At 60.9% G+C, this 12,087-nt stretch carries 11 protein-coding genes; 6 read left to right on the top strand and 5 right to left on the bottom strand.

The features are described 5' to 3' along the window. Position 1 precedes the first annotated feature (1 nt). From DWV43_RS05515 to DWV43_RS05500, 4 genes are all read left to right on the top strand, one after another. Positions 2-343, top strand: a complete 342-nt coding sequence (locus DWV43_RS05515) for an arsenate reductase family protein (protein WP_055252194.1) — start codon at positions 2-4, stop codon at positions 341-343. An 86-nt stretch (positions 344-429) separates the two neighbouring features. Then, the gene (locus tag DWV43_RS05510; RefSeq protein WP_117655633.1) at positions 430-1,560 is read left to right on the top strand and encodes a GTP-binding protein; all 1,131 of its coding nucleotides are present in this window, start codon (positions 430-432) and stop codon (positions 1,558-1,560) included. A 99-nt stretch (positions 1,561-1,659) separates the two neighbouring features. Beyond that, entirely contained in the window at positions 1,660-2,259 is a 600-nt protein-coding gene (locus DWV43_RS05505; RefSeq protein WP_117655632.1) for a tRNA (cytidine(34)-2'-O)-methyltransferase, read from the top strand. 111 nt (positions 2,260-2,370) lie between these two features. After that, positions 2,371-3,471 (top strand): ATP-binding protein, encoded by a 1,101-nt coding sequence (locus DWV43_RS05500; RefSeq protein ID WP_117655631.1) that lies wholly within the window; start codon positions 2,371-2,373, stop codon positions 3,469-3,471. A gap of 41 nt (positions 3,472-3,512) precedes the next feature. On the opposite strand, the gene DWV43_RS05495 is transcribed toward DWV43_RS05500, so the two are convergent. The 4 genes from DWV43_RS05495 to DWV43_RS05480 all read right to left on the bottom strand — a co-directional run bounded on the left by DWV43_RS05495 (position 3,513) and on the right by DWV43_RS05480 (position 10,029). Then, positions 3,513-6,008: an excinuclease ABC subunit UvrA gene (locus DWV43_RS05495; RefSeq protein ID WP_233502660.1), complete on the bottom strand. Its 2,496-nt coding sequence runs from the start codon at positions 6,006-6,008 to the stop codon at positions 3,513-3,515. A gap of 10 nt (positions 6,009-6,018) precedes the next feature. Next, entirely contained in the window at positions 6,019-7,137 is a 1,119-nt protein-coding gene (locus DWV43_RS05490; protein ID WP_089572898.1) for an AAA family ATPase, read from the bottom strand. A 93-nt stretch (positions 7,138-7,230) separates the two neighbouring features. Then, positions 7,231-9,234, bottom strand: coding sequence for a translation factor GTPase family protein (locus DWV43_RS05485; RefSeq protein ID WP_117817270.1), 2,004 nt, complete (start codon positions 9,232-9,234; stop codon positions 7,231-7,233). Positions 9,235-9,540: 306 nt separating this feature from the next. Next, positions 9,541-10,029, bottom strand: a complete 489-nt coding sequence (locus tag DWV43_RS05480; protein WP_117582849.1) for a GNAT family N-acetyltransferase — start codon at positions 10,027-10,029, stop codon at positions 9,541-9,543. 77 nt (positions 10,030-10,106) lie between these two features. Here DWV43_RS05480 and DWV43_RS05475 point away from each other — a divergent pair, with 77 nt between their 5' ends. Beyond that, positions 10,107-10,403: a hypothetical protein gene (locus DWV43_RS05475; RefSeq protein ID WP_055310006.1), complete on the top strand. Its 297-nt coding sequence runs from the start codon at positions 10,107-10,109 to the stop codon at positions 10,401-10,403. Between the two features lie 49 nt (positions 10,404-10,452). On the opposite strand, the gene DWV43_RS05470 is transcribed toward DWV43_RS05475, so the two are convergent. Next, positions 10,453-11,157: a class I SAM-dependent methyltransferase gene (locus DWV43_RS05470; RefSeq protein ID WP_117817269.1), complete on the bottom strand. Its 705-nt coding sequence runs from the start codon at positions 11,155-11,157 to the stop codon at positions 10,453-10,455. 435 nt (positions 11,158-11,592) lie between these two features. Here DWV43_RS05470 and DWV43_RS05465 point away from each other — a divergent pair, with 435 nt between their 5' ends. Beyond that, positions 11,593-11,994 (top strand): hypothetical protein, encoded by a 402-nt coding sequence (locus tag DWV43_RS05465; protein ID WP_117790776.1) that lies wholly within the window; start codon positions 11,593-11,595, stop codon positions 11,992-11,994. Positions 11,995-12,087: the final 93 nt, after the last annotated feature.

Genomic DNA, 12,087 nt, shown 5'->3' with positions numbered 1-12,087 from the left:
AATGAACGTGCAGATCTTCGGTACCAAAAAGTCCTTCGATACCAAGAAGGCGCAGCGCTATTTTAAGGAGCGCCGCATTAAGGTGCAGTTTATCGACCTTAAAGAAAAGGAGATGAGCAAGGGCGAGCTCACGAGCGTGATGCAGGCGGTCGGCGGTATCGACAAGTTGCTCAACCCCAAGGCTAAGGACGAGGAGACGCTCGCGCTCATCCAGCACCTCACCCCTAGCCAGCGCTTCGACAAGCTGCTCGAAAACCAGCAGGTCTTGGCCGAACCCATCGTGCGCAACGGCAAAAAGGCCACCGTCGGTTATTGCCCCGATGTATGGGGAGCCTGGGAGTAGCCTGTGTTATTTGCCGGCGCGTGGGTATAAGAGCAGGCGTTTGGCATATGATTCAACTGTAAGCCATGTCTAACAAAGGAGGGCACATGCCCAACAAACCCGTGAAGATCATCATGCTTACCGGATACCTCGGTGCCGGCAAGACCACGCTGCTCAACCACATCCTCGCCAACGACGGCGGCATCCGCGCCGCCGTGATCGTCAACGATATCGGCGAGATCAACGTCGACGCCAGCCTCATCGCCGACGGCGGCCTTTCCGAGACCGACGACCTTATCCCGCTCACCAACGGCTGCATCTGCTGCACGCTTTCGGACGACCTGGCCAACCAGCTGCAGGGCATCGCCGATTCGGGCAAGTTCGACTACATCATCATCGAGGCCTCGGGTATTTGCGAGCCTATCCCCATCGCCTACACCATCTCGAGCTTCTGCGACGAGGCCAAGGTGGGCGGCGAGCCCAAGCTCGCGCTCGACAACATCGTGGCCGTGGTCGACTGCGCCCGCATGTACGACGAGTTCAACGGCGGTCGCGACCTGCTGGCCGAGGACATTGACGAGGATGACATCGAGAGCCTGCTCATCCAGCAGATCGAATTTTGCTCCACGCTGATCCTCAACAAGACCGATACCGTCACGCCTGAGCAGATTGCCGAGCTCAAGGCCATTGTGCGCAGCCTACAGAAGGACGCCGTGATTGTCGAAGCCCAAAACGGCGAGGTCCCCATGGAGGAGCTGCTCGACACCGACCGCTTCGACTTTATGCGCGCCTACAACTCCGCCGCTTGGATCGAGGCCATGGAGCATCCCGAGGAGCACGACGACCCCGAGGTGCTCGAGTACGACATCGAGACCTTTGTGTACTCGCGCCGCAAGCCGTTTGACCTGCAGAAGTTCACCGATTTTGTTGAGCAGGAGTGGCCCGACGAGGTCATCCGCGTCAAGGGCCCGCTGTGGCAGACCGGCAATCCGGACATGTGCTACATGTTTGAGCAGGCCGGCCACCAGATGCGCCTGATGGAGAACGGTCTGTTTGTCGATTCTGCGCCCGAGGGCGAGAAGCAGAAGATTATCGACGAGAACCCCGAGATCATGCAGATTTGGGACGACGAGACGGGCGACCGCATGACGAGCCTGTGCATCATCGGCCGTCACATGGACAAGGATGCGCTCATCGCCTCCCTCGATGCCTGCCTGACCGACTGGCACCGCGCCTAGGTTATCGAAGCGGGCATTTTCCGCCCACGTAACCGCCAAACCACCACGAAGGTGCCTGTCCCCTTCGTGGTGGTTTTTCGTTCTATGCCAAGGAGATTCATGTTCAATATCGTGCTGTATGCACCCGAGATTCCGGCCAATACGGGTAATATCGGCCGCACCTGCGTGGTCACCGGTGCCCATTTGCACCTGGTAGAGCCGCTGGGCTTTTCGCTCGACGACAAGACGGTGCGTCGCGCCGGCCTGGGCTACTGGCAAAACTTGGACGTGACCACCTATGCCGGCTGGGAGGATTTCCTTGCGCGCAACGACCTCTCCCCCGCCGACGAGCGCCTGCACCTGCTGACCAAAAAGGCGCGCCGCACCTATGCGCAAAGCACCTACCGCGACGGTGACTATCTGGTCTTTGGCAGCGAGAGCTCGGGGATTCCCGAGCCGCTGCTTGCCGCGGCGCCCGCATGCTGCGAGCGCATTCCCATGCTGCGCGACTGTGATTCGCTCGATAACGCCGAAGTCTGGGAGGCCCACGAGGAGGCGCTCGGGCATACCAAGGACAGCCACGAAGCCATCCTTCGGCAGGATATCTGCGGCAACTTTATCGACCCGGCCGACTACCGCATTAGTGCACTCAACCTCTCCAACAGCGCCGCCATCGTCCTCTACGAAGCCCTGCGCCAGACAGGCTTTCCTGGCATGTGACAAAGGGACTGTCCCTTTGTCACATTGATGCACCAAATAACGAGCCGTCGCTTTTAACCAGAATTAACTAGAATAAAATGGAGTTAAACGGCGATGTGAAAGGAGAGCCTTGTGGAATATCTCGAGAACCCGTTTACCCCCAGTTTTGGTGAGGTTCCTGCCCATCTCGCCGGCAGACAACAGATTATTCGGGATTTGGACCGTGCCTTCTTGAGCCAGCGTAGACGCCCGGAATTGACCTCGATCTTCTCAGGTGCGCGTGGAACCGGTAAAACCGCTCTCATGTCGTCGCTCGCGACAAGGGCAGAATCCCACGGCTGGATAGCCGTAAAGACGACCGCGCTCTCGGGAATGCTTGAGGAAATCGAGTTCGGGGCGAAACGTGCTGCAGGCCATCTCATCGACCCGTCTAACAACTTCGAAGTCACCGGTCTCGGAATTGCACCATTCGGCAGTATCGAGGTCAATCGCGTTCACGATGCCTCGACTTGGCGTTATCGCATGAGCGACATCATCGACCAGCTCAACGAAACGGGCACCGGTCTGCTCGTCACGGTTGATGAGGTCGACCCGACGCTCGACGAGATGATCCAGCTCGCAGCCACGTATCAGCACTTTGTGACCGATGGGAAACGCGTCGCCCTACTCATGGCGGGACTTCCTAACAACGTCTCGACGTTGCTGAACCACAAGACGGTCTCGTTCCTTCGTCGCGCCCAGCAATATCATCTGGGGCGTATCGCCGACTACGATGTACGCGAGGCCTTGATCCGAACGATCCAGGAAAACGACCGTTTGGCGGATGCCGAGGGAATCGATAAGGCCGTTCGCTCGATTTCGGGCTTTCCCTTCCTTTTGCAGCTTGTGGGTTACCGCGCCTGGGATCTCACGAGCAACTCGAGAGAAATATCGTCTCGCGACTTTGACCAGGGAATCAAAATCGCACGCGACGAAATGGACGACCGGATCCTCGCGGCGACCTATCGGGAACTCACTGCAGAGGACAAGCGATTCCTCATCGCCATGCTCGATGACGAGGAAGAGTCCACCACCGCCGACCTTGTCGGGCGCCTTAAGCGTTCGCCGCAACAGGTCTCCCGCTACCGACGCCGCATGATAGACGCAGGCATTATTGGGGAACGCGGGCGCGGTATCGTCGCTTTTGAATTACCGTTCTTCCGCGACTATCTCGCCGCTCAATGCGTGAAATAGGCATCAATGTGACAAAGGGACAGTCCCTTTGTCACATTCGGTTAGAGGTAGCGGCCGGTGATGCTTGCGGAGCAGGCAGCGATGTCGCCCGGCGTGCCGACACAGACGATTTGTCCGCCTGCGTCGCCGCCGCCCGGGCCCATGTCGATCACGTAATCGGCGTTACGGATAAGGTCGAGGTCGTGCTCGATCACGATAACCGTGGCGCCCTTGGCAACAAGGCCATCAAACACACTCAGCAACACCTGAACATCGAGCGGATGCAGGCCAATCGTGGGCTCGTCGAATACGAATACGGCATCGTCCTGCACGCGGCCCATCTCGCTCGCAAGCTTAAGGCGCTGCGCCTCGCCGCCCGAAAGCGCCGGCGTGGGCTCACCAAGCGTGAGATAACCCAAGCCCAGGTCGTGCAAGGTCTGTAAACGCACCTGAACCTTCTTGAGTCCGACGGTCGCGTCGAGGGCCTCATCCACGCTCATATCCATGAGCTGCGGCAACGTAAGCAGGCTGCCGTCCTTGCCCTCGCGATGAATATGCGAGGCCGCGTCTGCATAACGCGAGCCGTGGCATGCAGGGCAGACGATCTCGACATCGGGCAAAAACTGCACGTCGAGCGATATCGAGCCCGTGCCATCGCACGTAGGGCAGCGCAAAGCGCCAGTGTTGTAGCTAAAGGCACCCGCTTTATATCCTGCCGCCTTGGCCTCGGGCGTACGGGCGAAGGCGCGGCGCAGCTCATCATGGATGTCGGCATAGGTCGCTACCGTCGAGCGTACGTTGGCGCCGATGGGCGTGGCGTCAATCAGGTTGGCGCGCGCGATGCCCTCGGCATCGACCCAACGCACGTGCCTTGGCAGGCGCTCACCGGCTGCCTGTGCCTTGAGCGCCGGGATGAGCGTCTCGAGCACCAACGTCGTCTTGCCCGAACCCGAAACGCCCGTCACCGCGACAAGGCGGCCGCGCGGGATATCGACTTCGAGCGGTTTGACGGTATGGATGGCATCGGTCGCCATGTGGATATGGCCTAGGTCGAACATTTCGTCGTCAGCCACCTGCGGGCGCAGACGCTTGGGGTCCGAGCGCAAGAACGGCGCGATGCGGCTGCCCTGCGATTGCTCGACCTCACATACCGTACCGGCGGCGATTACATGGCCGCCGCCTGCTCCCGCAACGGGGCCCATCTCGACCAGATAGTCGGCTTCTGCCAGCACGCGCGTGTCGTGGTCGACAACAACCACGGTATTGCCGTCGACCACCAGATCGCGCATCACGCCCACCAAGCCGTCGACATTGGCAGGATGCAAGCCGATCGAAGGCTCGTCCAGCACATACAGCACGCCCGTCGATCGGTTACGCACCACGCGGGCGAGCTGCACGCGCTGACGCTCGCCCGTGGAGAGCGTGGCACCGGCGCGGTCGAGTGAAAGGTAATCGAGGCCCAGATCGACCAGTCGACGGGCCGTGCTCAAAAACGAATCGCAGATATCCGTCGCCATGGGCTGCATCTCGGCCGGCAAGGATGCGGGCACCCCGCGCACCCACTCAATCGCCTCACCCAGCGTCATAGCCGCGGCCTGCGCCAGATTGATACCGCGCACCTGGGGATGGCGTGCGGCCTCGGAGAGACGCGTGCCGCCACAGTCACGGCATGGCCCCTCGCGCAAAAAGCGCGCCACGCGCTTGAGGCCCTTGTCGTCCTTAACCTTGGCGAGCGCATTCTCGACGGTATAGACAGCGTTGTAATAGGTAAAATCGAGCGGCGTGGCGCCCTCGCCGTTTTTGGGAACGTAGAGAATGTGCTTTTTAACCGCCGGACCGTGGAACACGATGTCGCGCTCTTGAGGCGTGAGCTGGTTAAACGGCACGTCGGTGCGCACGCCCATCTCGCCGGCTACCTGCTTCATCAGATCCCACATGAGCGTACCCCAGGGAAGCACCGCGCCTTCGTTGATGGTCTTTGACTCGTCGGGCACCAGGCTCGCTTCGTCCACCTCGCGCATGACACCAGTGCCGCCGCAGGTAGGGCACGCACCGCCGCTGTTAAAGGCAAGGTCCTCGGCACTCGGCGCGTAGAACTCGCGGCCGCATGCGGGGCACGTGAGCGACAGGCCCGCAGCCACGTTAAGGCTCGGCTCCACACGCGCCCCGCAATGTGGGCACACGTGATGGGCACAGCGGCTAAAGAGCAAACGCAGACTGTTGTTGAGCTCGGTCATGGTACCAAAGGTCGAGCGCACGCCTGGCACACTGGGACGCTGATGCAACGCGAGTGCCGCCGGTACGTGCAATACCTCGTCCACCTGGGCGTGCTCGGCCTGCGTCAGGCGACGTCGAGTATAGGTGCTGAGCGCCTCCAGGTAACGGCGCGAGCCCTCGGCATAAAGAACTCCCAGCGCCAGCGAGCTCTTGCCCGAGCCCGACACGCCGGCAATGCCCACGAGCCTCCCCAGCGGAATATCGATATCGATGTCCTTGAGATTGTGGACACGTGCACCGCGCACCTCGATAGCCTGCGGGCTCATCTTCTGTTCCGTCACCTTTATCACCCTACTCATGCCATAAAACGCGGTCGCGGATATACTCGCCCAGCATGGGCACGGTAAACCGCACAAGGCCGTATCCGGCGGCCTCGATGACGCGCTCGCGAATCAGGCTTGCGCGATATTTACTCGCCCAGCTCTGGGTACGGTCGCAGCGCTCAATGATATCCGCCGTGCGCGTCGGCTTGTCCTCGTCAACCGCCATAGCCTCGATAAAGAGGCGCTGAGGGCTGCGCAGACCGTAATACAGAGGTGCGTCAACCGCTTCGTAGAACTCGGAGACGGCATCCGCATGGCCATTCTCGACATCGCGCCTTTCGATGACTTGCGAGCCACGCCGGACAGCAGACCGCCACATGTAATAGCCCACCAGCTGAACCATATAGGGATGCCCCATGCTCTTGCGCGCCGCAAGGTCCGCCGTCTCCGCGTCAACGTAAAGACCAGCGTCTTTGACCGTCTGGATATACGAATCGCGCACTTTGGGCAAAGATATTGCCCCCAACGTACGCTGCTGGGCACGCCGCAAAAACGTCACGCTCGGCTCTTCGAGCAGATCGTCAACCATACTGGGCAAGCCGGCGAACGCCAGCGCAAGACCGCGCTGGTCGCTATCGGGCAAGCCCGTGGCATCCTGGTCTCCGAGCACCTGCTGATAGAGGACGGCAAGAGCCGCCAGTTCCTCGATAGACACCGATTGTGCCTCGTCAATCGCAAACAAGACGCCCTTGCCCGGACCGAGCTTCTTGAGACGCTCGTTGACCAGCCCTCGCAATGTCTCGCCTTTTGCCCGCGCCGCCTCGACCGACATCCGGCCAAACGACGGCCCAAACTCCATTGACGTCACAACGGGTTTATTCGAGCGAAGCGCGTCGGCCAAGCGGTCGCACAAACCAAGCGAAGCGGAATCGGAGACAACCGCCCATCCGCGCTCGCTGGCTAGACGTTGCAGCTCCCGCAGGAGAACCGTTTTGCCACAGCCGCGGTTTCCCGTAATGAGCATGAGCCTGCCCGGCGCTCCGGCGCCGTTGTCGAGCCCTTCCTCAAAATCTTCGATGACCGACTCGCGACCGATGAGTATCGGAGGCCGCTTACCAGCTGTGGGCTTAAAGGGGTTTGGATTCATATCGGCCTCCTCGGATTGGCAAACCCTGGTAACAGTTATACCAACTTATACTGAGTTATACCAATAGCATGTGACAAAGGGGCTGTCCCTTTGTCACATGTGGCCGAAAAACTCGGCGTCTGCTGCTCGCCAGGGACGGAAGGTGGCGGGATCGATCTTTACGTGCGCTGCGGCGGGCACGTCATACCATTTGACCGTGTAGCCGGCGCCATGAGAGCAAAAGACCGAGTCGGGCGTGTTGGGCAGATCGGCCTCGGGCTCATAGGCGGCCGTCTCGATTACGCGCTCGGCATCATGGCAAGCCGCATAACCGGCGAACTCCAGGTACAGATGACCGCGCCCGCTCGTGTAGGCAGCCACCTCCAGCGCGTAATCCTGCACCTCGGATGCCGGCACGCGACCCACAAGCTTCGCTCGGTCTCCCGCCATCGTCGGCGGCTCGTACTCGGCACCCATGCGTGTGACATCTGACAACGCCCGGCCCACGCACTCCCCCGGCACCTCGAGCTCAAAGTGGTACCACGGCTCCAGCAACACGTCTGCGCCGACCTCGCGCGCCTGCATCAAACCCTGGCGAATCGCGCGATACGTGGCCTGGCGAAAATCGCCGCCCTCGGTGTGTTTGGCATGCGCGCGGCCGCCCGTGAGCGTAATGCGCACATCGGTGATGGGCGAGCCCGTCAGCACGCCCAGGTGGTCGCGCTCCATAGCGTTGGTGAGTGCCAAACGCTGCCAGTTAGGATCGAGCTCGTCGGTCGAGGTCACGGTGCCAAACTGCACACCCGAACCCGCCGGCAACGGCTCCAGGCGCAGATGCACCTCGGCATAGTGGCGCAGCGGCTCAAAGTGGCCCACGCCCTCGACCGGCCGCGAAATAGTCTCCTTATAGAGAATGCCGCCGGGCTCAAACTCGACCGCAAGGCCAAAACGATCGGCCAACACCCGCTGCACGACCTCGAGTTGCACGGCGCCCATCAGCTGCAAATGAATCTGCTCTAGATGCGTATTCCAGCTTACGCCGAGCATGGGATCTTCATCCGCCAACTCACTCAGCGCTTTGAACACCGCATGGACGTCGTGTTCGCCCGGAAGCACCGTATAGGTAAGGACCGGCGCAATGACGGGCGCATCGCCCGCGGGCTCCGCGCCCAGGGCGTCCCCTGGGCGAACGTGCGCAAGACCCGTCACGGCACAAATACCGCCAGCAGCAACTTCTTGCGCAAGCTCATACTTCTCGCCGTTATAGATGCGTACTTGATCGACCTTCTGCTCCCATGCCCCGGCACCGGAACGTCCGTCAATCATCTGCTTGGCGCGCAGCGTGCCACCGGTCACTTTAACCCAAGCCAAACGCTCGCCGCGATCTCCGCGGCTGACACGATAGACGCGCGCGGCAAACTCCGGGAGCCACGCCTGTTCACGCATCAGCGCGCACATGCCATCCAACAGCTCGTCCACGCCTTGGTCCTTGAGCGCCGAGCCGGCAAAGCAGGGAAAGAGCTTGCGCTCGGCAACCATGCGCGACAGCGTTACGACAGAAAGCTCACCCGCTTCAAAAAACTCCTCGAGCGCCGCCTCGTCCAACGCAGCAGCGTCCTCCTGAACGGCACCGCCCGCCAACAGTTCGTTGGCATCCAGACGGCCTTCGGAAAGACGCTGCCCAAGTTGTGCCAGCAAAACATCGCGGCCGGGATTCTCCAAATCGATCTTGTTGATGAAGATGAACGTCGGGATGTCATAGCGTGCAAGCAGGCACCACAGGGTTTCGGTGTGCCCCTGCACGCCATCGTTGGCGCCCACCACCAGAATCGCGTAGTCCAGGGCACGCAGTGTGCGCTCCGCCTCGGCAGAAAAATCGACATGGCCGGGAGCATCCACGAGCATGACGTGGGTATCGCCGTGGTCGAGCACGGCCTGCGACGAGAAAATCGTGATGCCGCGCTCGCGCTCGATCGTGTTAGTGTCCAGATGCGAATCGCCATCGTCCACGCGGCCACGCTTGCGAATGCGGCCCGCGTTGAACAGCATGGCCTCGGCCAACGTGGTCTTGCCGGCATCGACATGCGCCAAGATTCCAACGACCGCTTGCTTCGACATGGCTCTCCTCTTATTGCAAGCCCATCGCACGCGGCAACGGGCGTTCACGCTCCACACTGGATGATACAATTTACGGGCCGGTGGGCGAAGCGGGCCCTATCCCCCGACCGAGCTCATCGCCCCGCGTTGCCGCGCGGCGATTTTCGTAGGTTCGCGCCTTGCGAAAGCCGGCACCTCCCCTTTTTGTCTGCCCGGGTTCATCTGGGGCGGTAACAATGCGAGTCCCACAACGACGCGTTTTACCAAAAATGGCCCCACTCGGGGCCATTTTTTATTTGAGCTGGGTGATGATACGTGCCTTGGCTCCTACGCCTCGCGCAGCCAATCAAACGCGACACGCGCCGTGCCGTCGGACACATAGACGATACCGACACGCTCGAACCCCGCCTTGGCGATGGCGCCCTGCATGGGCAAGTTGTCCTCGTGCGTGTCAATACGCAGATGGTCGGCGCATTCCTTGGCAAAGGCAAACATCGCCGCCGCGATACCGTGCACGGTGCCGTCGGATGCCACGCGATGCAGCACGGCATACGGAGTGTCGCTGCGCCATTGACCGTCCTCAATCACGTCATAGCACTCGTCCGGACCCGGTAAAAAGGCAAACGTCGCCACCACGCGGCCGTCGACTTCGCACACGTAACTGCCACCAGCGGCGATATCGGCAGCCAGCTGCTCGGCCGAAGGCGTGCCCTCGGGCCACTGCGTGGCGTTGCCATGCGCGCGCATAAAGGCGCGGGCCGCGTCATAGATAGCCATGACGGCGGGAATGTCGGTATCGAGGGTTTTTCTGATCATCACGCGGCGACCTCACGTTTATTGGTATCACTTTGATTGAGCAATGATACCAACGTTTGGAGAGGAGCGCGAAGCAGATGGGGAGCAAAAAGCGAGCCGCCTGGTCAAAAGCCAAAAGCGAGTTTTTGGGCGCTGCCACCGGCGGCGATATGAGCGACCTGTTTGCACGCGAGGACGAGCGCCGCGACGCCCTGGACGCCGAGCGCGACGAGGCTTGGCGCTATAAGTCGTGCGAGCGCAAAAACCGTTACGACACACGCGCCGAAGCCGAGGCCGTTATGGCCGACTGCGAAAACCGCGGACGGCGTGGTTTGGCCTGCTACAAATGCGAATACTGCGGCGGCTGGCACCTGACGTCGCACCCTTGGAAATAGACCCCCGCATCGGCACGGCGCTGGCGAAGCGCCAGCCATCGTGCACAAGCTACGGGCGCGGCGGCACCAAAACATCGTAACGAACGGCCTTGCCCGCAAGCTGATAGCTCGGCTTGACGCCGGCAAGCAGCGGCCCCTTCACCGGTCGCTTGATAACGACCTTGCGCGGGTGCACCGCAAGCGCAGCTTCGACCAGCGTCTCCTCGTCGGCGCACGGCTGCTCCAGATGGTGCAAGAGCTGAAACTTCTTTTTCACCGCCGCGCTCTTGGTGCGCTCGGGAAACATGGGGTCCAGATACACCACGTCGGGAGCGGTGAGCTCGCCCTGCCCGATCAGCTCGGCCGTATGGCGAAGGCCGGCAATGCTGTCCTCGCCCGCATGTAAGCGCATGCGCGCCACAGCAGCCGCAAGCGCCGGATCATCTGCCGCGCGATCCAGGGCATCCTGGAGCAGCGCCGCGATCACGCAATCCTGCTCATACAGATCGACGGTAAAGCCCGCTGCCGCCAGCAGCAGCGAATCCTCGCCAACGCCTGCCGTGGCGTCAATCGCCCATGGTTGTTCGATGCCTTTTGTGCGCGCAGCCTTTACCAACAGCTCTTGCTGCAGGCGGCCCTGCTTGAGTCGTGGCAGCATGCGGCCAAAATCGGCGCGCAGTTCCATCGTGCCGTCGGTGAGCGTGAGGCCCTCGGACTTCCCGGTCAGCTCAAGCCCCGCGGCCCGAGCAACAGAAAAGGGATCGACGACGCCCATGGACACTCCTTAGCAAACAAAACGAATACATGGGCGCCATTCATGTCGGCACCCAACCGTCCGTTATTGTCCCACATGCGACATGGTCCACAGCATCCCAATGCAAAGCACCGCCATCAATCCCGTGCACACGGCAGCGATCACAGAATCACCCATGCGCCTTCCCAACGACCGCGGTTCACGCACTTGCTCTGGTCCGTACATCATGGCTCCTCCTTAGACTCACTTCTTATCACGGCCTCATCATCGCAGCGCCGCACATGAGCTGCCATCGATTTGACTTACAGCTGGCTTTCCTTTTTGAAAGATTGCCCTGCACAGGCGAGAAGCGCTTTCTAACACACACGCCGTCACGTTGAACTACAATGTGCTTCACGATATGTGCAGCATATGGGACGCGCCAGACTGGCAGCGCCCGAATCGAAAGGACTACCTATGAGCGCCGCGCGCAAGACACTCAAAATCCTTGCCCTCATCTATTTTGTTTTGGGCATCGCCAGCCTCGTCATCGGTATCACCGGCATCGCAACCGGCAAATTTGAATCCGTCTACGGATCGAACGCCATGCTCGCCGCGGTCGTGCTTGTCGCCAAGGGCGTTATCGACCTTGGCGCAGGTGTTGCGGGCATCAAGGGCGCCAACAAGCCTTCGCAGGTGGATGGCGCGTTTAAGCTCGGCATCGTTGCCGCAATCGCCACGATTGCGCAGGCTGTGCTCACCCTTCCCGCGCTCGGCGGCAGCGCCGTCAATATTGGAGCCTTTGTCATCGTGGTCTACGACCTGTTCTTTGTTCAGCAGGCACACGCCGTCAAGGCCGAGAACAAGGACCGCCTGTAAGCGCTCACTTCTCATAGCCTCTGCAGCCAAGTAACTAAAAGGGCCGATCGCGCATATCCGCGGTCGGCCCTTTACGTTTGCCCAGATAACACC

Source organism: Collinsella sp. AF05-9, from assembly GCF_003465595.1.
Taxonomy (GTDB): domain Bacteria; phylum Actinomycetota; class Coriobacteriia; order Coriobacteriales; family Coriobacteriaceae; genus Collinsella.
This window is presented reverse-complemented; position numbering and strand designations above follow the sequence as displayed.

Excerpts from the sequence above, each read along its gene's own strand:
- DWV43_RS05515 (WP_055252194.1), top strand. The coding sequence starts at position 2 with ATGAACGTGCAGATCTTCGGTACCAAAAAGTCCTTCGATACCAAGAAG.
- DWV43_RS05510 (WP_117655633.1), top strand. The coding sequence starts at position 430 with ATGCCCAACAAACCCGTGAAGATCATCATGCTTACCGGATACCTCGGT.
- DWV43_RS05505 (WP_117655632.1), top strand. The coding sequence starts at position 1,660 with ATGTTCAATATCGTGCTGTATGCACCCGAGATTCCGGCCAATACGGGT.
- DWV43_RS05490 (WP_089572898.1), bottom strand. The coding sequence starts at position 7,137 with ATGAATCCAAACCCCTTTAAGCCCACAGCTGGTAAGCGGCCTCCGATA.
- DWV43_RS05485 (WP_117817270.1), bottom strand. The coding sequence starts at position 9,234 with ATGTCGAAGCAAGCGGTCGTTGGAATCTTGGCGCATGTCGATGCCGGC.
- DWV43_RS05480 (WP_117582849.1), bottom strand. The coding sequence starts at position 10,029 with ATGATCAGAAAAACCCTCGATACCGACATTCCCGCCGTCATGGCTATC.
- DWV43_RS05475 (WP_055310006.1), top strand. The coding sequence starts at position 10,107 with ATGGGGAGCAAAAAGCGAGCCGCCTGGTCAAAAGCCAAAAGCGAGTTT.
- DWV43_RS05470 (WP_117817269.1), bottom strand. The coding sequence starts at position 11,157 with ATGGGCGTCGTCGATCCCTTTTCTGTTGCTCGGGCCGCGGGGCTTGAG.
- DWV43_RS05465 (WP_117790776.1), top strand. The coding sequence starts at position 11,593 with ATGAGCGCCGCGCGCAAGACACTCAAAATCCTTGCCCTCATCTATTTT.